The following is a 19686-nucleotide window of genomic DNA, read 5'->3' on the forward strand; positions in this document are numbered from 1 at the left end:
CTACTCGGCGGCCAGCTCCTCGACCAGCGGCAGCAGGTCGGACGCGATCACGCCGCCGAGGAACGCCGCGGCGACGCGGTGCTGCTTGTCCAGCACGAACGTGGACGGCACGGTGTTGGGCGGCAGCCCGCGGAACGACAGCATCGCGCGGCCGGACTCGTCGTAGATCGACGGGTAGCTCAGCTGCCGGTTGGCCATGAAGTCCCGGGGCGCCTCGACCGAGTTCTCCTTGACGTCCACGCCCAGCACCTGCACGCCCAACGGCCCGGTCTCGTCCTGCACCTTCTGCAGCTCGGGCGCCTCGGTCCGGCACGGCGGGCACCAGGCGCCCCAGATGTTGACGACGACGACCTTGCCCGCGTAGTCCTCCAGCGAGATCGTCCGGCCGTCCTCCATCAGGCTCGGACCGGTCAGGCCCTTGATGCCCTTGCGCTCGTCGCCCTCGTAGCGCAGCTTCGTCTCGCCGTTGGGCGCGACGAGCTGGAACTCCGAGCCGGCCACCACCGCGTCGTCACCGGACGTGCAGCCCGTGAGCAGCAGGAACGCCGCCGTGAGGCCACCGAGCAAGGACCGCGCCCTCATGCCCCGGTCACCCTCGGGTTCGTCGCGCCGACCGGTTCGGTGTAGACGACCCGGACCAGCTGCTCGCCCTCGAACACGAGGCTGGTCAACGACGCCAGCGAGCACTCGCGGCGACGCGGGTCGTGCCACATCCGCTTGCCCTCCATGAATCGCCGCAGCGTCCAGATCGGCAGCTGGTGCGACACGCACACCGCCTCGTGGCCCTCGGCCACCGACCGGGCCCGCTGCACCGCGCCGAGCATCCGGTGCGCGATCGCCAGGTACGGCTCGCCCCACGACGGCCGGAACGGGTTGACCAGCTTCGGCCAGTGCTTGGGCGAGCGCAGCGCGCCGTCGCCGACGGCCACCTTCAGGCCCTCGAACTTGTTGTCCGCCTCGATCAGCCGCTCGTCGGTGTCGAGTTCGAGCCGGTGCGAGTCGGCGATCGGCGACGCGGTCTGCTGCGCCCGGTCCAGCGGCGAGGCCACGACGTGCGCGATGTCGTGGTCGGCCAGGTGCTCGGCCACGGTCAGCGCCTGCTTCTGGCCGCGTTCGGACAGCTTGAAGCCCGGCAGGCGGCCGTAGAGGATGCCGGTCGGGTTGTGCACCTCACCGTGCCGCAGCAGGTGGACGACTGTTCGGCTCACTTGGTCGCCTCCGCGGCGGCAGCGGCACGGGCGGCGTGCGGCAGGGCGTCGGCGATGACCTCGAAGTCGGCTTCGGTCATGGCCGCGTTGACGAACCACGCCTCGAAGGCGCTCGGCGGCGCGTACACGCCCCGTTCGAGCAGGGCGTGGAAGAACGGCGGGAAGCGCCACGTCTGCGCGGCCTGGGCGCCCGCGTAGTCGGTGACCTCGGCGTCGGTGAAGAACACGCTGACCAGGTTGCCGGCGAACTGGACGCGGTGCGCGACGCCCGCCTCGGTGAGCGCGGCGGTGAACAGCGCGCCCAGCCGGGTGGCGTTGGCGTCCAGGGTGCGGTAGACGTCGTCGGTGGCCGCGCGCAGCGTGGCCAGGCCGGCGGCGACCGCGACCGGGTTACCGGACAGCGTGCCCGCCTGGTAGACCGGGCCGGACGGGGCGAGCTTGCCCATCACGTCCGACCGGCCGCCGAACGCCGCCGCGGGCAGGCCGCCGGACATGACCTTGCCGAACGTGTAGAGGTCGCCTTCGACGTTCTCCAGGCCGTACCAGCCGGCGCGGGAGACGCGGAAGCCGGTCATCACCTCGTCCATGATCAGCAGCGCGCCGTTGTCCCGGCAGAGCTGCTTGAGCTCGGCGTTGTGCCGGGGCGCGATCGCGCCCATGTTGCCCGCCGCGGCCTCGGTGATCACGCAGGCGATCTCGTCGGGGTTCTCGGCGAACGCCCGCTTGACGGCCTCGACGTCGTTGTAGGGCAGGACCAGGGTGTCGGCGGCCTGCGCGCCGGTGACGCCGGGTGACGTGGGCAGGCCGAGGGTGGCGACGCCGGAGCCCGCCTGGGCGAGCAGCGCGTCCACGTGGCCGTGGTAGCAGCCGGCGAACTTGACGACCTTGCGGCGCCCGGTGAAACCGCGGGCCAGCCGGATCGCGCTCATGGTGGCCTCGGTGCCGGAGTTCACCAGGCGGACCTGGTGCACCGGGGCGACCCGGTCGATGATCTCCTCGGCCAGCTCGATCTCGCCCTCGGTGGGCGTGCCGAACGACAGGCCGTGCACGGCGGCCTCGCGGACGGCGTGCACCACGTCCGGGTGGGCGTGCCCCAGGATCATCGGGCCCCAGGACGACACCAGGTCGACGTACCGGTTGCCGTCCGCGTCCCACAGGTGCGGGCCCTCGCCGCGCACCATGAACCTGGGCGTGCCGCCGACCGAGTGGAAAGCCCGTACCGGTGAGTTCACGCCACCGGGGATCACCGCCGCCGCGCGCTCGAACAGTGCCTGGGATCGCGTCGCTGTCACGTCGTCCAGTCTCACACGTCGGGTTGTTCGGCCTGCTTCCGACCACGGGTGCGCACGGCGAGCACGGTCTGGCGCAGCGCGTCGAGCAGCAGCACGCCCGCGATCGTGACCAGGCCCACGGACGCGCCGATCCAGTTGCCCTTGAACCGCGTGGACTCCAGCGGCGGGTGGTCGGGCACGGGGTAGCTGTAGTGCACGACACCCCGGTTCCAGCACCACACGGCGGCGGGCACCAGCAGCGCGATCAGCACCACTTCGCCGATCGCGATGAGCGCGCGCTTCGGCTGGTGCAGCGTTGGCGTGTCGGGGTCGGGCTCGGGTTCCGGCACGGTCTCGGTCTCGACGGTGGCCGCAGTCACGTCGGTCAGCTTCTCACGCCCGTCCGGGTCGTCACCGTCACGTCGCACTGTGACCGCCACCTCGCGTGGTCAGCAGCTTCGCGATCGCGGCGCGGAGCGCGTCGGCGTCGCGCGCCCAGCCCATCACCACCGTGCCGTCGACGAGCCGGAGGGGCACCGCCTCCGTGCCGCGGGGCAGCGACCAGCCGCCTCCGAGGACCCGCGCGCCGGCTCGCGGTTCCACCCCTTCGACCGCCTCGACGTCACCGACGCGCAGCTCGTCGCGGCCCTGGTGGAGGGCGACGGGCGTGAGGCGGACGGCGTAGAGGCGCCGGCGGCCCTGCACCCAGAGGGCGGTGGGCAGGAGCAGGACGAGCGCGACGAGCAGCCACAGCAGCGGGCGGACGGCGCCGGTGAGCGCTTCGACGGCGAACCCGAGGACGGCGAACACCGGGCCCCACAGCAGCGGCCACCAGGACGTGCCCGGTTCGGCGTACAAGGTCGGCTGGTCCACGGTCGCGCTAGCCCTGGTTGCCGGAGAAGTACTGCCGCGTACCGGGCAGGAAGCTGAACACCGACGCGGCGGCCGGCAGCACGAGCCGCAGCACGATGACCACCCAGTCGAGCGTGCCGGTGTCACCGTCCCGGGCGGCGATGATCGCGGCGGCCAGCGCGAGCACGCCGATGACCGACGCGCCACCGCACAGGGCGAGCCTGGCGTGGTAGTTGCCGCCGAGCAGCAGGACCGCGCCCCAGACCAGCGCGATGGCCAGGCAGGCGCTCGCGAACAACGCCATGATCGGCCCGAACCCCGCGAAGGCGCCCTCGCCGGTCGCGATCGCGCGGGTGAGGGACCCGAGCGGCCACGACAGCGCCGTCAGGATCCACAGGACGAACGAGACGACGACGGCGTTGGGCCGGACCAGGGCGGTGGTGTGCTGGTCGACGTTGCGCATCTGGCCCGGGTACGGCGACTGGTAATGCGGTTGGGGGCCTGCTCGGGGGTACTCGACGGGACGCATGGGCTGCCCGTACGGGTCGGGGTGGAACGGTTGCCCGTGCGGGTCGCGGTCGAACGGCGGCTGCGTCATCTCGGCGCCGACCGCGTGTAGGTGTTCGACGCGGGCAGGTACATCGCCACGAACCCGAGCGCGCAGGCGCCCAGGAACACCCACGACCAGACCACGCCCACCAGCCAGTGCACGTGCGGCATGCCGTCCGCGGTGGAGACGAGCATCGCGACGAGCCCGAAGGCGGCCGAGGGCAGGGCGAGCACGGTGAGCGTGATCCGCGCCCAGTTCCGGCCCGCGCGCAGCTTGGCGGCGGCGATCAGGAACGGCACCGACAGCACCGCGAAGAGGAGCGCGAACAGGATCGGCGTGAACCGGGCGACCAGCTCCGCCTCGCCCCTGGTCATCGGGTCGGCCTGGGCCTCCGAGTCGCGCACGAGGTCGTCGGTCAGCCCGTCCATCCCGGTGTAGAACAGGCCCGGCAGCGCCAGCACGACCAGCGCCGCCGCCGCGATCCAGCACCACGACGCGACGGTCGTGGTGACCGGGCGGCGGGGCGCGAAGTCGTGCTGGTCGACGGGCGGCATCGGCGCGGGCAGCTGGAAGCCGGGCGGCAGCGGTGCGTCCGCCCGGCCCTGTCCAGGCAGGTCCACCTGGTGGAACGGCGAGGCGAACGGGTCCGGTTCGGGCATGGGGTTCTCCGCGGGGTTCAGTGCTGCTTCACCCACTGTGCCGTACCGGGGAGCCAGGTGAACGCCAAACCGACACCGATCAGCAGCAGCGTCACGAGGTTCACGGCACTGGCGCCCGGCAGCACGATCCACAGCACGTGCAGCACGGCCACCGCGGTGAGCACACCGCGTGCCCACCGCCTGCCCTGCCGCAACAGCCACCCGAACAGCCCGTAGCCGAGGCCGAACCCGACCGCGACGACGGTCAGCTGCGTCAGCAGCCCCGTGATCGCGGCCGGGTCGTCGCCGACCCGGTGGGCGGCCTGCTCGAACTCGTCCCGGCGCAGCCACAGCACGAGGTTCTCCAGCAGCAGGAACGCGCCGAGGGCGAACCACACCGCGACCGCGCCGCGCACCACCGCGGGCGGCTGCCCGGTCATCCGGCTCGTTTGGCCGAGTCGAAGTAGGCCTTCGAAGCGGGCAGGTACAGCGTGACCACGGCGGCGGCCACGACGAGCACGATGACCAGGCCGACCAGCGAGAAGCCGATCAGGTGGTAGAGCAGCACCAGCACGCCCACCACGGTCAGGGTGATCCGCGCCCAGTTGCGGCCCGCGCGTGCCTTCATCGCGAAGAGCACCATCAGCGCGGCCAGCACCACGCCGACGATCACGCTGCCCACCAGCACCAGGTTGACCGCGGCTTCGAGCTGCTCCGGCGTGACCTCCGGCGTCGACGCCGCGGTCTTGCGCGCCTCTTCGAGGGCGGCGTCGCGCTGGGTCAGCACCAGCGCGGACGACACGATGAGCAGGATCGCGCTCGCGAGCCAGAGGAAGAACGACAGGCGGACTTCCTTCGGCTCCGGCACGGCGGGCTGGTTGTACCCGCCGTGCCCGGCCAGCTCCGACGCGCTCAGCGGCGGTGGCGCCGGGGTGTAGGGCTGCTGAGGCGGGGGCGGCGCGGACGGGTAGGGCTGCTCCGGCGGCCGGTTGTCAGGGTCCTGTGGGGTCGTCACGCCTGCAAACGCTATGGCCTGGTCAAGGTCGTTGTCCACCGCGACGGGCCGTGGCTGCAGACCTGTGACCCGCGGCCTCGGCTACCGGCGGTGGTTCGTCCTCGGGCGGTGGTCGGCGGTGGTCATCGCGGTGCGGGTCCCGGGGCCACCGGAGGGCGTGGCTTGAAGTAGCCCGAGACCGACGTCTGGTACATCAGCACCACGGCGGCACCGTCGATCAGCATCGTGACCACGCCGAACGCCAGGTCGATGCCGTTGACCGACAGGCCGGACGCCGCCGTGAAGCCGGTCGCGGCGGAGAGGAGCCGCAGCACGCCGAGGAGGATCCCGGCGGCGGCGATGACGGTGAGCACGACCCGCGCCCAGTTCCGGCCGCCGGCCATCCGGTTGGCGAGCAGCGTGTAGACCAGGATCAGACCGGCCGCGATCACCAGGCCGAACACGATCCCGCCGGTCGCGGCGGCGTCCAGGTCGTCCTGGCTGAGGGTCGGCTGCTGCACGCGCAGCTCGCGGATCAGCATCTCGCGGTCGGCCAGCTGCACCATGAAGCGGACCATGCCGACCACGGCGCTGAGGATGAACAGCCACCGGGCTATGTCGATCAGCTTGGGCGGGGTCGGTCTCGGTGGCCTGGTGCGGGCGGGCCGGGAGAACCGGGAGGACCGGGTGGTGTCGGGCCGGTCGGACCGGCCGGGTTCGGGCGTGGTCATCCGCGGTCCAACCAGCCCGCGGCCTCGACCGCCCAGTAGGTGAGCACGATGTCGGCGCCGGCCCGGCGGATCGACGTCAGCATCTCCAGCACGGTCCGCTCGCGGTCGATCCAGCCGTTGCGGGCGGCGGCCTCGACCATCGCGTACTCGCCGGAGATCTGGTAGGCCGCGACCGGGACGTCGGCGATCTCGGCGACGGCCTTGACGATGTCGAGGTAGGGCAGGGCGGGCTTGACCATGACCATGTCGGCGCCCTCGGCCAGGTCGAGCGTGACCTCGCGGAGCGCTTCGCGGGCGTTGGCCGGGTCCTGCTGGTAGGTCTTGCGGTCGCCTTGGAGCTGCGACTCGACCGCGTCGCGGAACGGGCCGTAGAGGGCGGACGCGTACTTGGCGCTGTAGGCCAGGATGCCGGTGTCGGTGTGGCCGGCTTCGTCCAGCGCGGAGCGGATGAACCCGATCTGGCCGTCCATCATGCCGCTCGGGCCGACGACGTGGGCGCCTGCCTCGGCCTGGGCGACAGCCATCTCGCCGTAGACCTCGAGGGTGGCGTCGTTGTCGACGGCGCCCTCGGGGGTCAGGACGCCGCAGTGGCCGTGGTCGGTGAACTCGTCCAGGCAGCAGTCGGACATCAGGACGGTCGAGTCGCCGAGTTCGTGGCGCAGGTCGCGCAGGGCGGTGTTGAGGATGCCGTCCGGGTCGGTCGCGCCGGAGCCGACCGCGTCGCGCTCGGCCGGGACGCCGAACAGCATGATCCCGCCGACCCCGGCCTGGACCGCTTCCACGGCGGCTTTGCGCAACGACTCGCGGGTGTGCTGGAAGACGCCCGGCATGCTCTGGATCTCGGCCGGGGAGTCCAGGCCTTCCTTGACGAACACGGGGAGGATCAGCTGGCGCGGGCGCACGGTGGTTTCACCGACCAGGCGGCGCATGGCCGGGGTCGTGCGCAGGCGGCGGGGGCGGTGGGCTGGGAACACGGCGGGTACTCCCTGGGCGATGGGTTGAGCCCGGCTCGGATTGTCGGTGCCCTGTGGTTCGGTATGTGCAAGGGGTGCTGCGAGCAGGGGTACGCCTGTTTTGCTGTCGGCTCAAGCCTGTTGGCTGTTGGCTCAAGCCGGTTGGCTCAAGCCCGGCCTGATTTGACATGGGGCCCTTACGAGCACCCCAGGCAGGCCGTAGCCGGCAGGCTCGGCGGGGAAAAGCGTCCCGCCGAGCCTGCCGGCTCCGACCAGCCCAAGGCACTCGAACCCATGTCAAATCAGGCCTCGGTGTGCCTGTTCCGGGTCCGTTGTGGTCCCGTCCCGATTGGGTTCCGGTCCCAGGTCCGTTGGGTTCCGTCCCGATTGGGTTCCGGTCCCAGGTCCGTTGGGTCCCGTTCGGCGGTCAGGACCTGCGCAGGCGCTTGGTCTTGCGTGGTGGTGGCAGGGCGCCTTCGGCTCGCAGTCGGGCGGCGTGCTGGGCCAGGGCGTCGACGAGGGCCGGGACGTTGGCGTCTTCCGGTTGGACGTCGACGCGCAGGCCGAACTCGCGGGCCGTTTCGGCGGTCTGCGGGCCGATGCACGCGACCAGGGTGCGTGCGTGCGGCTTGCCGGCGATGCCGACCAGGTTGCGGACGGTGGAGGACGAGGTGAAGCACACCGCGTCGAAGCCGCCCGACTTGATCATCTCGCGGGTGTCCGCGGGCGGTGGGGCGGCGCGGACGGTGCGGTAGGCGGTGACGTCGTCGATCTCCCAGCCGCGTTCGCGCAGGCCCGCCGCCAGGGTTTCGGTGGCGATGTCGGCGCGCGGGAGCAGGACGCGGTCCACCGGGTCCAGGATGTCGTCGTACGGCGGGAAGTCCGCGAGGAGGCCCTCGGAGGACTGCTCACCGGACGGGACCAGCTCGGGGATGATGCCGAAGCTGCGGACCTTGGCGGCGGTCGACTCGCCGACGCAGGCGATCTTGACGCCGGAGAAGGCGCGGGCGTCCAGGCCGAACTCGCGGAACTTCTCCCAGACCGCGCGGACGGCGTTGGTCGAGGTGAAGACGACCCACTGGTAGCGGCCGTCGACCAGGCCCTTCACCGAGCGCTCCATCTGCGCGGGGCTGCGCGGCGGCTCGACGGAGATGGTCGGCACCTCGACCGGGATCGCGCCGTGGGAGTGGAGGCGGTCGCTCATCGCGCCCGCCTGCTCCTTGGTGCGCGGGACGAGGACGCGCCAGCCGTACAGGGCGCGCGACTCCCACCAGGAGAGCTTGGTGCGGCCGGCGACGGCTTGGCCCACCGTGACGACCAGCGGGCCGCCGAGGTCGCCCGCGTCGGCGGCCAAGGAAGCGAGCGTGGTGTCGACGGTGCGCTGGCCGAAGCCGGTGCCGTCGCAGGTCACCGCGACCGGGGTCTGCGGGGCCACGCCGTTCTCCACCAGGGAGGACGCGGCCTCGGCGAGGTGACCGCCGGTGGCGTGGAGCACGAGCGTGCCGGGTGCGGCGGCCAGGCCGGACCAGTCGGTCACGCCCCGGACGTCGGCCTCGGTGTGCACGGCGCCCAGCGCGACACCCGCGTAGGCGGGCACGGCGGTACCGGCGGGGACGCCGGGCACCACGTCGAAGGCGATCGTGGTCTTGGAGACCGCGTGGGCCTCCTTGACGACGGAATCGAGGGTCAGCGGGTCACCGGCTACCAGGCGGACCACGGCGTGGCCGTTCTTCGCCTCGGCGACCAGGTCCTTCGCGACGTCGGCGGGATCGCCCACGGCGGGTCGCACCTCGACGCCGTCGGGTACCAGCGCCACCACCTCGGCCGGGACGTCCGGGTCCGTGACCACGAGCTCCGCCTTGTGGAGCAGGTCGCGGGCCCGGACTGTGAGCAGCCCGGTGTCGCCCGGACCTGAGCCGACGAACGCGACTCGGCCGGGGGTCTTGCGTGCGCGGGTCATCAGGGCACTCCCCATCAACTACGCCCCGCCGGCGACGCGGTGGCGTGGCCGGAGAGGTCGAGCAACTCGGCGGCCAGCGCGCGGCCGAGTTCCTCTGCTGCGGTCAAGTCACCGGTGGCGGACGCACGGAGGAGGTCGCCGTCCTCCGTCGCCATGACCCCGCGCAGGGACAGGCGGAGAACGACTTGCGTCGACCCGTCGGCTGCGTCTTCGGCGAGGTCTTCCACCACATCGGCCAGTGCGCCGACCGGCGCGCTGCAGCCTGCTTCGAGCGCGGCCAACAAGGCACGCTCGGCAGCTACAGCGGCCCTGCTGGCCGAGTCGTCCAGAGTGGACTGGAGGAGGTGTTCGGTGTCGACGTCGTCGACCCGGCACTCCACTGCGAGGGCGCCCTGTGCGGGCGCGGGGAGCATCTGGATGGGCTCCAAGGTCTCGGTGATCTCGGCGGTGCGGCCGAGGCGGGCGATGCCGGCGCGGGCCAGCACGACGGCGTCCAGCTCGCCGTCGGCGACCTTGCGGATGCGGCTGTCGACGTTGCCCCGGAGCGGGACGACCTCGATGCCGAGGCCGAGCGCGTCGAGCTGCGCGGCGCGGCGGGGTGAGCCGGTGCCCACCTTCGCGCCGGTGGGCAGCTCGCCCAGGGTCAGGCCGTCGCGGGCGACGAGCGCGTCCCGCGGGTCCTCGCGGGGCGGGACGGCGGCCAGCGACAGGCGCGGGTCGCGCGCCGTGGGCAGGTCCTTGTAGGAGTGCACGGCGACGTCGATCTCGCCGTTCGCGAGCGCGTCGCGCAGCGCCGAGGTGAACACCCCGATGCCGATCTCGGCGATGGGTGCGGACGAGCGGTCACCGGGCGTGGAGATCGTGACGATCTCCACGGTCGCGCCCGCCTCGCGCAGCGCGTCGGCCACGTGGCCGGTCTGCGCGAGCGCGAGGGCGCTGCCGCGGGTGCCGATCCTCAGGGTGCGGTTCACCGCTTCTCACCTTTGGGTTGCGTCGAATGGGGGGTGCTGACGGCGGACGGCGCCTGCGGGTCGAGCCCGAACAGCTCGCGCAGCGCCTCGGCGTAGCCGGCCCCACCGGGCGCCGCGGCCAGCTCCTTCACCCGCACGGTGGGGGTGTGCAGGAGCTTGTCCACCACCCGGCGCACGGTCTTGGCCAGCTCGTCGCGCACCGCGCCGTCCAGCTCGGGCAGCCGCGAGTCCAGGCGCAGCAGCTCGGCGTCCACGACCTCGGCGGCGCGCTTGCGCAGTGCCGTCACGGTGGGCGTGACCCCGGCCGAGCGCTGCCCGGCCAGGTAGGCGCGGACCTCCTCGGCCACGATCTCCGCCGCGCGCAGCGTGCCCTGCCCGGTCGGGGCGTCGGACAGCCTGCGCTGAAGGGTCTCCAGGTCGACCACGCGGACGCCGTCGAGCAGCGTCGCGGCCGGGTCGACGTCCTTGGGCAGGCCGAGGTCGCAGACGACCAGCGGCCGGTCCGGGGCGCGGTCGCCGATGTGCTCGGCGCCGACGACCGTGCCGACCGAGCCGGTGCAGGCGAACAGCACGTCCGCCTTCGCGACCTCGTCGGTCAGGGTGTCCAGGCCGGTGGACGTGGCGCGGACGCCGTCCGCGCGCAGGGCCGTGGCCAGGCGTTCGCCGTTGGCGGCCGTGCGGTTGGCGATGACGACCTCGCCGATGCCGGCGCGGCGCAGGTGGGCGGCGGCCAGGCCGCCCATGGAGCCGGCGCCGACGATGAGGGCCTTGCGGCCTTCGAGCCCGTCGAGCGCGGCGGCGGCGTCGGCGAGGGCCTCGGAGACGACGGACGCGCCGGCGTGGTCGATGTCGGTCTCGGTGTGCACGCGCTTGCCGACCCGCAGGGCGTGCTGGACCAGCTCGTGCAGCGTGCGGCCGACCACGCCCTGGTCGTCGGCGGCGTTGTAGGCGTTGCGCAGCTGGCCCAGGATCTGGGCCTCGCCGACCACCATCGAGTCCAGGCCGCCCGCCACTGAGAACAGGTGCTCGACGGCGGCGGCGGAGTAGTGCACGTAGAGGTGCTCGAACAGGTCGGCGGGCTCTGCTCCGGCTTGGCGGGCGAGCACCTCCACGACCTCGTTCATGCCGCCGTGGAACGTCTCGACGACCGCGTACACCTCGACCCGGTTGCAGGTCGACAGCAGCACGGCCTCGGACACGCTCGGCGCCGTCAGCAGCTGGTCGAGGACCTTGCCGCGATCGGCGTCGGCGACCGCGACGCGCTCCAGCACGGGGACCGGCGTGGTCCGGTGGGACAGACCGACGACGAGCACGCTCATGCGCACACCACCGACCGGCTCACTACCCGCACGATCACGGGCGAATCACCACCCCGTCCACACCGATGCCGTTGACCACGTCACCGGCGGCCTCGTCAGCCCGTCGCGCGACGTGGAACGACAGGATCTGCATCTCGACCGCCAGGTCGACCTTGCGCACTTCGACGTAGTCCGGCACTTGGAGCACGACGGGTGCGAAGTTCAGGATGCACTGGACTCCGGCGGATACCAAACGGTCGCAGACGGCCTGAGCTGCCTGTGGGGGTGTCGCGATGACCCCGATCGAGACCTCGCGCTCGGCGCAGACGGTCGTGATGTCGTCGATGTGGTCGACCGGTATGCCGCCTACCGGCACTCCCGTCAGGTCCGGGTCGATGTCGAACAGCGCGGCGACCGGGAAGCCGCGGCTGGGGAAGCCGCCGTAGTTGGCCAGCGCGTGACCAAGATTACCGATCCCGACGACCGCCACCGAGTGCTTGCGGGTGAGGCCGAGGATCCGCTCGATGTGGCTCACGAGCACCTCGACGTCGTAGCCGACGCCACGCGTGCCGTACGAGCCGATGTAGGACAGGTCCTTGCGGAGCTTCGCCGAGTTGACCCCGGCCGCACCCGCCAGTTCCTCGCTGGAGATGGTGGTCACGCCCTGCTCGACCATGCCCGAGAGGACGCGGAGGTAGACCGCGAGCCGCGCCACCGCCGCCTCGGGGATCGCGCGTGCCCGCTCCCGGACGTCGGCGGGCGCTTCGGTACCGGTCTCCCCTGGGCGGGTCACGACACCGTCACCCTCGCCCCGCTGAGCCGCCACGCTGGAACTCCTCGACATCCGTCGCACTGACCCGCCGGGTACCGCCACCAGCGGAGTGATGCGACCACCGTACCGCTTGTGAACGCTTGCACAAAGTCGGTGACCGGACCCCCGACCCCACTGCGCCCCCGTGGGGTGAATTCCGCACCAGCACCTGTTCGGGTGATCTAGCGGACGGTGCAGAAGACGCTGTGCCAGCCGGTCGCCCCGTCCGGCAGGGGCGCGACGCGGGCCTGCGGTTGGGTGAACCCGGCCCGGTCCGTGGCACGTACCTCGACGGTGTGACCTCCGGGCGCCAGGCCGTCGAGCTCGACCCGCCACATGCGCCAAGCCGAGCCGTTCACCTCGGCGGCGAGGGTCGCGGTCCGCCACGGTCCGCTGTCGACCCGGACCTCGACCCGGTCGACGCCGATGGGCTGGGCCCAGGCGACACCGGTGGCGACGACCCGGCCGGAGACGGTGGACCCGCGCTCCGGGCGGTCGATCCGGGACATCACCTTGACCGGCGCCTCCCGCGCCCACGCGCGGTCGATCCAGTAGCCGCGCCTCGCCTCGAACGTGGTCAGCTCCAGGTCGACCACCCACTTCGTGGCCGAGACGTACCCGTACAGGCCGGGCACGACCAGGCGGGCCGGGAACCCGTGCTCCAGCGGCAGCGGCTCGCCGTTCATGCCGAGCGCGATGAGGGCGCCGCGGTCGGGGTCCAGGACGACGTCGACCGGCGAACCGGCCGTCCAGCCGTCCGCGCTGGTGGAGAACAGCTGGTCGGCGCCGTCCCGGACGCCGGCTTCCAGCAGGACGTCGCGCAGCGGCACGCCGACGAAGTGGGCGGTGGAGATGTAGGGCCCGCCGACCTCGTTGGAGACGCAGACCATGGTCACCGTGCGTTCGACCAGGTCACGGCGGCGCAGGTCGTCGTAGCGGAGGACGAGCTCGCGGTCGACCAGGCCGTGCACGCGCAGCGCCCAGTCCTCGGCGCGGACGCGCGGCACGCTCAGCGCCGTGTCGATCCGGTAGAAGTCCGCGTTCGGCGTGATGAAGGTGGGCGTGCCCTCGGCGGCGAAGTCCGCGCCCGGCGGGATCGGCGGTGCGGGCGAGGCGGGCTTGAGCTCCCCGACCGCACGACGTGACGCCTCGACGTCCACCCGGCTGCCCGCGAACTGGCCGACGAGGGCGGCGAGACCCGTGGCGGCCGAGGTGATCAGGAACGCGCGGCGACCGGCGGTCGGCTCGGTGGGGTTGGTGGCCGTGGCGTGCAGCCACCGGAAGACGGCGACACCGGTGGCCAGGGCGGCGACCGGGGCGAGGACGCCCAGTTGGCCCAGGTCGGGCCGGTACAGCACGGCGGAGACGCCGAGCAGGCCGAGGACGACGGCCAGCACCGTGCCGGGCAGTGGCGTGCGGCGGGACAGCAGGCCCGCGGCGACGGCCGCGCCCAGCAGGACGGCGGCCATGCCGAGCAGCAGCACGAGCTTGTCGTGGGTGCCGAACGCGCGGACCGCGAAGTCCTTCAGCGGGCTCGGCGCCAGGTCGATCGCCGTGTTGCCGACCGCCACGAACGGTGACGCCGAGGGCCCGACCACACCCGCGACCAGGTGACCGGCCGCGAGGGCGGCGACCACGCCGAGGAGTCCCACGAGGGCGGCGGTCAGGCGTGTCATGGGTCAATTCGACACCCTCGGCGCCCCTGGCCGCCGAATCCGTAAGCGGCCGGTAATCGTCAGCGCAGGGCGGCGCGCAGGCGGTCCTCCTCGACCGACCAGTACCCGTGCTCCTCGCCGTCGACCAGGATCACCGGCACCCGGTCGCCGTACTCGGCGCGCAGCTCGCGGTCCGAGTCGACGTCCCGCACGTCCCACGGCACGCCCAGTTCGCCGCAGATCCGTTCCAGGTCGGCTCTGGCCTGCTCACAGGCGTGGCAGTCGACCCGGCTCATCAAGGTGACGTGGTGGCTCACGGCGTTCAGGCTAGGGGTAGGCGCAGCCGGGCCCGCGCGAGCTTGCCGGTCGGCGAGTGCGGGAGCGTGGTGGCGAACTCGACCACGGTCGGGACCTTGAACTTCGCCAGCCGTCCCGCGCAGTGGTCCAGCACGGCGTCCTCGGTCAGCTCCGCGCCCTCGGCGGGCACCACGACGACCTTCACCGACTCGCCGGTCCGCTCGTCCGGCACGCCGACCGCCGCCGCCTCGGCCACGCCGTCCAGCTCGGCCAGCACCTGCTCGACCTCGTGCGGGTAGACGTTGAAGCCGTTGACGATGATCAGGTCACCCGCCCGGTCGACGAGGTGCAGGTCGCCGTCCGCGTCCAGGTAGCCGACGTCACCGGTGCGGAACCAGCCCTCCGCGTCCGGGCCGTGCGCGCCGTCCGGCCAGTAGCCGCTGAACAGGTTGTCGCCCCTGGCCGCGACCAGGCCGGTGCCCGGCTCGTCCTCGTCCTGGTCGAGCGGCCTGCCGTCGGTGTCGACCAGCCGGACCTGCACGCCGGGCAGCGCACGCCCGACCGAACCGGCCTTGGGCACGCCGCCGGCCAGGGTCGTGGTCAGCACGGGGCCGGTCTCGGTGAGCCCGTAGCCCTCGTAGACGGGCAGGCCGGTCGCGACGCGCATGGCGTCCAGCAGGCCGGGCGACAGGGGCGCGGCGCCGGAGGTGAACAGGCGGACCGTGGCCAGGTCCGCGCGGAGCCGTTCGACGGGCTGGGCCAGGATCGCCGCGTACATCGGCGGCACGCCGACCAGCGTGGTCACCCGGTGCTCGCGGATCGCGGTCAACGCCTGGTCCGGGTCGAACCGCTCCAGCAGCACGGCCGTCGCGCCCGCACCCGCCACCTGCAGCAGGCCGGGGCCGAGGCCGTAGACGTGGAACAGCGGCAGCGCGAGCAGCACCCGGTCGCCCGCCGTCACCGGGGCGGGGCGCAGGGCCGCGCACTGCTCGACGTTGGCCAGCAGCGCCCGGTGCGACAGCATCGCGCCACGCGGCGAGCCGGACGTGCCGGAGGTGTAGCCGAGCACGGCCAGGTCCTCGCCCGAGCCGATGGCGGTGAACTCCTCGCCCGGCGCCATGGTCGGCGGTGGCAGCACGGCGACGTCCACACCGCCGGGGTCGCCGATGAGCAGCTTCGCGCCGCTGTCGGCGACCAGGCGCTCCAGCTCGCGCTTCGGCTGGCCCGGTCCGACCGGCACCAGCACGCCACCCGCGCGCAGCACGCCGAACACGGCGACGCAGAACTCCGCTCCGGTGGGCAGCCGCACGACGACCCGGTCGCCGGGTGCCACGCCCGCCGCGGCCAGCCGGTGCGCCTCACCGTCCACGGCGGCGTCGAACTCGGCCCAGGTGTGGCTGTTCGCGGTCGTCCGGTTCCCGGCTTCGCCGGAGGCCGTGACATCGACCAGCGCGACGTGCTTGGGTCCACGGTGCGCGGAGGCGCGAACCAGGTCGGCGATGTTGCTTGCGGAAGCGGTCAACGTGACCTCCTGGTGAACCACAGCGGACCTCAGCGCAGTCTGTCACGCGCGGGCGGCGTCACGCAGTGCCTCCGTCCGGGTCGCAGACTCGACACCACTTGCCGCTACCTACTACGGAGTAACAACACGTATGCTGCCGGCACGGCGACTCTGTGGAGGTGCCGCGAGCCGATGACCGCACGGGCACGCGAGAACTCCGTCCGAACCATCCGGACGCTCCGATCGAGGTGGAGGGCGGGAGGGCAGTCCAGCACGATCGAGAGCGTGGAGAGCAACGCGGCCGAAGAGCCGTGGAACCTGGTCCGCGCCGCTCAGGGCGGCGACACGGACGCGTTCGGCGCGCTGTACGACCGGTACGTCGACGTGGTCTACCGGTACGTGCTCTTCCGGGTGAGCGACCGCACGCTGGCCGAGGACGTCACCAGCGAGACGTTCCTCCGCGCGCTGCGCAGCATCCGGTCCATCAGCTACCAGGGCCGCGACGTCGGCGCCTGGTTCGTCACGATCGCGCGCAACATCGTGTTCGACCACGTCAAGTCGAGCCGCTACCGGCTGGAGGTCACGACGGCCGAACTGGCGGACAACCGCGAGGTCACGGACGGCCCCGAGCAGGAAGTGCTGACCGACGCGACGAACGCCGAACTGCTCCGCTGCGTCGCCCAACTGGGTGACGACCAGCGGGAATGCATCACCCTCCGCTTCATCCAGGGCTTGTCCGTGGCGGAAACGGCGGCGAGGATGGGCCGCAACGAGGGCGCCATCAAGGCGCTGCAGCACCGAGCGGTGCGCCGGTTGGCCCAGCTGCTGCCGACCTGGCTGCGGTGATCACCGTCGCACCACTCGTCGCTCGCGTAACCCCGGAACCTCCCGGTTCGTTGTTCGGGGCAGGATCGCCTAGACAGTGCGGGATGGTTGGCCGAGCGGGATGGCAGGCAAAGGGATCACGCCGCTGTGGCGTCACAGGCAGCGCGAGCAGTTCGCTCGCGCGGTCGACGCGCGGCCCGGTCCGGAGTCGGAAGAGGTCGAGGGCGACGAGCTCGCCGACGAGCTGGCCGTGGTGGCCCTGCTGCGGAAAGCCGCAGTCACGGCGGGGCCCGACGAGGCAGCCAAGGCGCGGATGCGGGCCAGGGTCCTCGGCGCGGCCGCGGCACCGCCCACGAAGCTCGACCAGCCCGTGCGGGAGCGCCGCACCGGTGCGCGCGGCCGATTAGTGGTGGCGCTCGCCGCGGCGCTGTGCCTGTTGTTCTCGCTGACCGGGATGAGCCTGCTGCTCAGCCGGGACGCGTTGCCGGGCGACGCGCTGTACGGCGTCAAGCGCACCGCCGAGTCCGCCTCGCTCGGCCTCACCTTCGACGAGGAGTCGAAGGGCTACAAGCGCCTGGAGTTCGCCGCCGCGCGCGTCGCCGAGATCGAGACGCTGGCCGACCGGTACCGGGAGTCCGGCGGCGGGCCGCTCGGCGGCTACCTGACCGCGTTGACCGACTTCGACGCCGACGCCGCGGCCGGGTCCCGCGTGCTGGCCGCCCTCGGCTCGAACTCGGATCAGCGCGCGCTGGAGGAGCTGCGCGACTGGGCCGAGACGCAGACGACCCGGCTGACCGAACTGCGCGCGTCCCTGCCGCCCGAGGCCGCCGACCGGGCGGGCACGTCGCTGGACCTGCTCGCCCGGATCGCCGAACGCGCGTCCGCGCTGCGCGCCAGGGCCGACTGCGCGTCCGTGACGTCCGGGCAGACCGACCAGGTCGGCCCGGTGCCCGCCGCGGACGCCTGCGCGGTGGCACCCGCCGACCCCGGCACGCCGCCGCCGGGCGTGCCGTCGTCCGTGCCGCCGTCCACGACCGCCGTCGCGCCCACCACGTCCGGCGACGCACCCGGCGAGACCGGCACCGGCACGCCGAGCGGTGTGCCGGGCAGCGGCAAGCCGTCGACCACGGTCCCGCCGACCACCACGACACCCGGCGGACCGCTGCCGCCGCTGCCCACGTTGACGCTCCCGTCGCTGCCGCTGCCGCTGCCCGGCCTCGGCGGCTGATCGCTACCCTGTCCCCATCGGACCGCGGGAGGCGCTGACGTGGTGAAAAGGCGTGTGGTGGAGGGCTCGGCGGAACGGGAGCGGCGTGCCGCGCTGGCCGGCGCGGCCTCGGCCGAGGCCGCGCTCACGATCGCGCCGTCCGGGAGCGCGCCCACCGACCTCACCGCCGCCGCCTTCTTCGACGTCGACAACACCATGATGATGGGCGCGTCGATCTTCCACTTCGCCCGCGGGCTCGCCGCGCGCAAGTACTTCAAGAACTCCGACCTGGCCGGTTTCGCCTGGCAGCAGCTCAAGTTCCGGGTCGGTGGCCGGGAGGACCCGCAGAGCGTGGCGGCGTCGCGGGAGCAGGCGCTGTCGTTCGTGGCCGGGCGGTCCGTGGCGGAGCTGGTGTCGCTCGGCGAGGAGATCTACGACGAGCTGATGGCCGACCGGATCTGGGCGGGCACGCAGGCGTTGGCGCAGATGCACCTGGACGCCGGCCAGCGGGTGTGGCTGGTCACGGCGACGCCGGTGGAGCTGGCGCAGATCATCGCGCGGCGGCTCGGCCTGACCGGTGCGCTGGGCACCGTGTCGGAGAGCGAGGACGGCATCTACACCGGCCGGTTGGTCGGCGACCTGCTGCACGGCCGGGCGAAGGCGCACGCGGTCCGGGCGCTGGCCGCGAAGGAGGGCCTGGACCTGCGGCGCTGCACGGCGTACTCGGACTCGGTGAACGACGTGCCGATGCTGTCGGTCGTCGGTACGGCGGTCGCGGTGAACCCCGACTCCGGCCTGCGCGAGACGGCGCGCAAGCGCGGGTGGGAGATCCGGGACTTCCGGACCGGGCGCAAGGCGGCGAAGATCGGCGTGCCGTCGGTGCTGGGGGCGGGTGCGCTGGCCGGTGCCGTGGCGGCGACCCTGGCCTACCGGCGTCGTGACCGTTGATCGTCGGGTTCATCCCAGGAAGACGTTCCGACGCTGGGTGAGCAGCCGGTACAAGGTCTGCTGGATGGTCTCGCGCACCTGGTCGGTCAGGTTGAACACGAGCATCGGGTCGTCCGCCGCGTGCGCACCGTGGACATCGGTCCGGATCGGCTCGCCGAACTCGATGTACCACTTCGACGGCAACGGGATGGCACCGAGCGGCCCCAGGAACGGGAAGAACGGCGTCACCGGGAAGTAGGGGAAGCCGAACAGCCTGGCCAGCGCCTTGATGTCGCCGATCTTCGGGTAGATCTCCTCGGCACCCACGATCGAGCAGGGGATGATCGGCACGCCGGTGTTCAGCGCCGCCGACACGAACCCGCCCCGCCCGAACCGCTGCAGCTTGTACCGGTCCTTGAACGGCTTGCCGATGCCCTTGAAGCCCTCCGGCCACACGCCGACCAGCTCACCGGACCTGAGCAGCCGTTCCGCGTCCGGGTTGCACGCCAGCGTCTGCCCCGACTTGCGCGCCAACGCGCCGAGCACCGGCGTCTTGAACACCAGGTCCGCGCCCAGCATCCGCAGGTGACGACGTTTCGGGTGCTCGGACCGGATGGCGATCGCGGTCATCGTCGCGTCCAGCGGCAGGGTGCCGGAGTGGTTGGCGACGATCAGCGCACCGCCCTCGCCGGGCACGTTGTGCAGGCCGATCGTCTCGACCCGGAACCACTTCTCGTACAGCGGCTTGAGCGGTGGCATCAGGACGTGGTCGGTCAGGTCCGGGTCGAAGCCGAACTCGTCCACCTCGTAGTCGCCGCGCAGGCGCCTGCGGGCGAACGCCAGCAGTTCCGCCAAGCGCTGCTCCCAGCCCGCCGGCTCGACCGCGTCCTCGACCTCCGGTGCCTCTTCCGCGGCCTCCGTCGCGGCCGGCTCGGGCACGGGAACCGGCCCGAGGGCACCGGTCGTGCCACGCCGTCGTCGAGCCGCCTCCCGGTCGGCACCGTGCAGCGGGATCACCCGTGCCTCTTCCACGCGTC

Annotated in this window: 22 protein-coding genes; 3 read left to right on the plus strand and 19 right to left on the minus strand. The window is 72.7% G+C overall.

Annotation, left to right across the window (positions count from 1 at the left end):
- From B0I31_RS20265 to B0I31_RS20350, 18 genes are all read right to left on the minus strand, one after another.
- A complete protein-coding gene (locus tag B0I31_RS20265; RefSeq protein ID WP_106616917.1) occupies nt 1-582 on the minus strand; it encodes a TlpA disulfide reductase family protein in 582 nt (193 codons plus the stop codon).
- Nucleotides 579-1208: a histidine phosphatase family protein gene (locus tag B0I31_RS20270; protein ID WP_106616918.1), complete on the minus strand. Its 630-nt coding sequence runs from the start codon at nt 1206-1208 to the stop codon at nt 579-581. The genes B0I31_RS20265 and B0I31_RS20270 overlap by 4 nt, the downstream gene beginning before the upstream one ends.
- A complete protein-coding gene (hemL, locus tag B0I31_RS20275; RefSeq protein WP_106617067.1) occupies nt 1205-2500 on the minus strand; it encodes a glutamate-1-semialdehyde 2,1-aminomutase in 1296 nt (431 codons plus the stop codon). The genes B0I31_RS20270 and hemL overlap by 4 nt, the downstream gene beginning before the upstream one ends.
- Nucleotides 2501-2511: 11 nt before the next feature.
- Complete coding sequence (locus B0I31_RS20280; protein ID WP_106616919.1) at nt 2512-2907, minus strand: hypothetical protein; 396 nt, start codon at nt 2905-2907, stop codon at nt 2512-2514.
- The gene (locus tag B0I31_RS20285) at nt 2897-3352 is read right to left on the minus strand and encodes a hypothetical protein (RefSeq protein ID WP_106616920.1); all 456 of its coding nucleotides are present in this window, start codon (nt 3350-3352) and stop codon (nt 2897-2899) included. Before B0I31_RS20285 ends, B0I31_RS20280 begins: the two co-directional genes overlap by 11 nt.
- A gap of 7 nt (nt 3353-3359) precedes the next feature.
- Nucleotides 3360-3929, minus strand: a complete 570-nt coding sequence (locus B0I31_RS20290) for a hypothetical protein (protein WP_106616921.1) — start codon at nt 3927-3929, stop codon at nt 3360-3362.
- Nucleotides 3926-4540, minus strand: a complete 615-nt coding sequence (locus B0I31_RS20295) for a hypothetical protein (protein ID WP_106616922.1) — start codon at nt 4538-4540, stop codon at nt 3926-3928. Before B0I31_RS20295 ends, B0I31_RS20290 begins: the two co-directional genes overlap by 4 nt.
- 17 nt (nt 4541-4557) lie before the next feature.
- Nucleotides 4558-4959, minus strand: coding sequence for a hypothetical protein (locus B0I31_RS20300; RefSeq protein ID WP_106616923.1), 402 nt, complete (start codon nt 4957-4959; stop codon nt 4558-4560).
- Nucleotides 4956-5534 (minus strand): hypothetical protein, encoded by a 579-nt coding sequence (locus B0I31_RS20305; protein WP_106616924.1) that lies wholly within the window; start codon nt 5532-5534, stop codon nt 4956-4958. The genes B0I31_RS20300 and B0I31_RS20305 overlap by 4 nt, the downstream gene beginning before the upstream one ends.
- A 122-nt stretch (nt 5535-5656) precedes the next feature.
- The gene (locus B0I31_RS20310) at nt 5657-6244 is read right to left on the minus strand and encodes a hypothetical protein (RefSeq protein ID WP_106616925.1); all 588 of its coding nucleotides are present in this window, start codon (nt 6242-6244) and stop codon (nt 5657-5659) included.
- Nucleotides 6241-7218, minus strand: a complete 978-nt coding sequence (hemB, locus tag B0I31_RS20315; protein ID WP_106616926.1) for a porphobilinogen synthase — start codon at nt 7216-7218, stop codon at nt 6241-6243. Before hemB ends, B0I31_RS20310 begins: the two co-directional genes overlap by 4 nt.
- Nucleotides 7219-7624: 406 nt before the next feature.
- Nucleotides 7625-9157: a bifunctional uroporphyrinogen-III C-methyltransferase/uroporphyrinogen-III synthase gene (locus tag B0I31_RS20320; protein WP_073886031.1), complete on the minus strand. Its 1533-nt coding sequence runs from the start codon at nt 9155-9157 to the stop codon at nt 7625-7627.
- A gap of 14 nt (nt 9158-9171) precedes the next feature.
- Nucleotides 9172-10128 carry a hydroxymethylbilane synthase gene (hemC, locus tag B0I31_RS20325; protein WP_106616927.1) on the minus strand — a complete coding sequence of 319 codons (957 nt, stop codon included), beginning with the start codon at nt 10126-10128 and terminating at the stop codon, nt 9172-9174.
- The gene (locus B0I31_RS20330) at nt 10125-11447 is read right to left on the minus strand and encodes a glutamyl-tRNA reductase (protein ID WP_106616928.1); all 1323 of its coding nucleotides are present in this window, start codon (nt 11445-11447) and stop codon (nt 10125-10127) included. The genes hemC and B0I31_RS20330 overlap by 4 nt, the downstream gene beginning before the upstream one ends.
- Nucleotides 11448-11481: 34 nt before the next feature.
- Complete coding sequence (locus B0I31_RS20335) at nt 11482-12252, minus strand: redox-sensing transcriptional repressor Rex (RefSeq protein WP_106616929.1); 771 nt, start codon at nt 12250-12252, stop codon at nt 11482-11484.
- Nucleotides 12253-12419: 167 nt separating this feature from the next.
- Nucleotides 12420-13913: a molybdopterin-dependent oxidoreductase gene (locus B0I31_RS20340; protein ID WP_106616930.1), complete on the minus strand. Its 1494-nt coding sequence runs from the start codon at nt 13911-13913 to the stop codon at nt 12420-12422.
- 59 nt (nt 13914-13972) lie between these two features.
- Nucleotides 13973-14209, minus strand: a complete 237-nt coding sequence (locus B0I31_RS20345; protein WP_181320253.1) for a glutaredoxin family protein — start codon at nt 14207-14209, stop codon at nt 13973-13975.
- 5 nt (nt 14210-14214) lie between these two features.
- Nucleotides 14215-15711: an AMP-binding protein gene (locus tag B0I31_RS20350; protein WP_106617068.1), complete on the minus strand. Its 1497-nt coding sequence runs from the start codon at nt 15709-15711 to the stop codon at nt 14215-14217.
- A 171-nt stretch (nt 15712-15882) separates the two neighbouring features.
- On the opposite strand from B0I31_RS20350, the gene B0I31_RS20355 reads away from it, so the two are divergent.
- The 3 genes from B0I31_RS20355 to B0I31_RS20365 all read left to right on the plus strand — a co-directional run bounded on the left by B0I31_RS20355 (nt 15883) and on the right by B0I31_RS20365 (nt 18670).
- On the plus strand, nt 15883-16536 hold the full coding sequence (locus B0I31_RS20355; protein ID WP_106616932.1) for a sigma-70 family RNA polymerase sigma factor: 654 nt from the start codon (nt 15883-15885) through the stop codon (nt 16534-16536).
- A gap of 100 nt (nt 16537-16636) precedes the next feature.
- Complete coding sequence (locus B0I31_RS20360) at nt 16637-17743, plus strand: DUF5667 domain-containing protein (RefSeq protein WP_106616933.1); 1107 nt, start codon at nt 16637-16639, stop codon at nt 17741-17743.
- Between the two features lie 39 nt (nt 17744-17782).
- Nucleotides 17783-18670: an HAD family hydrolase gene (locus B0I31_RS20365; protein ID WP_073886038.1), complete on the plus strand. Its 888-nt coding sequence runs from the start codon at nt 17783-17785 to the stop codon at nt 18668-18670.
- 9 nt (nt 18671-18679) lie between these two features.
- Here the strand turns inward: B0I31_RS20365 and B0I31_RS20370 are convergent, their stop codons facing one another.
- Nucleotides 18680-19681 (minus strand): lysophospholipid acyltransferase family protein, encoded by a 1002-nt coding sequence (locus tag B0I31_RS20370; RefSeq protein ID WP_106616934.1) that lies wholly within the window; start codon nt 19679-19681, stop codon nt 18680-18682.
- Between the last annotated feature and the right edge of the window lie 5 nt (nt 19682-19686).

The organism is Saccharothrix carnea (genome assembly GCF_003014735.1).
Taxonomy (GTDB): domain Bacteria; phylum Actinomycetota; class Actinomycetes; order Mycobacteriales; family Pseudonocardiaceae; genus Actinosynnema; species Actinosynnema carneum.

Bases quoted from the DNA above. Each gene is read 5' to 3' on its own strand.
- B0I31_RS20310 (WP_106616925.1), bottom strand. From the start codon at position 6,244: ATGACCACGCCCGAACCCGGCCGGTCCGACCGGCCCGACACCACCCGG.
- B0I31_RS20320 (WP_073886031.1), bottom strand. From the start codon at position 9,157: ATGACCCGCGCACGCAAGACCCCCGGCCGAGTCGCGTTCGTCGGCTCA.
- B0I31_RS20340 (WP_106616930.1), bottom strand. From the start codon at position 13,913: ATGACACGCCTGACCGCCGCCCTCGTGGGACTCCTCGGCGTGGTCGCC.
- B0I31_RS20355 (WP_106616932.1), top strand. From the start codon at position 15,883: ATGACCGCACGGGCACGCGAGAACTCCGTCCGAACCATCCGGACGCTC.
- B0I31_RS20295 (WP_106616922.1), bottom strand. From the start codon at position 4,540: ATGCCCGAACCGGACCCGTTCGCCTCGCCGTTCCACCAGGTGGACCTG.
- B0I31_RS20360 (WP_106616933.1), top strand. From the start codon at position 16,637: ATGGCAGGCAAAGGGATCACGCCGCTGTGGCGTCACAGGCAGCGCGAG.
- B0I31_RS20300 (WP_106616923.1), bottom strand. From the start codon at position 4,959: ATGACCGGGCAGCCGCCCGCGGTGGTGCGCGGCGCGGTCGCGGTGTGG.
- B0I31_RS20330 (WP_106616928.1), bottom strand. From the start codon at position 11,447: ATGAGCGTGCTCGTCGTCGGTCTGTCCCACCGGACCACGCCGGTCCCC.
- B0I31_RS20265 (WP_106616917.1), bottom strand. From the start codon at position 582: ATGAGGGCGCGGTCCTTGCTCGGTGGCCTCACGGCGGCGTTCCTGCTG.
- B0I31_RS20290 (WP_106616921.1), bottom strand. From the start codon at position 3,929: ATGACGCAGCCGCCGTTCGACCGCGACCCGCACGGGCAACCGTTCCAC.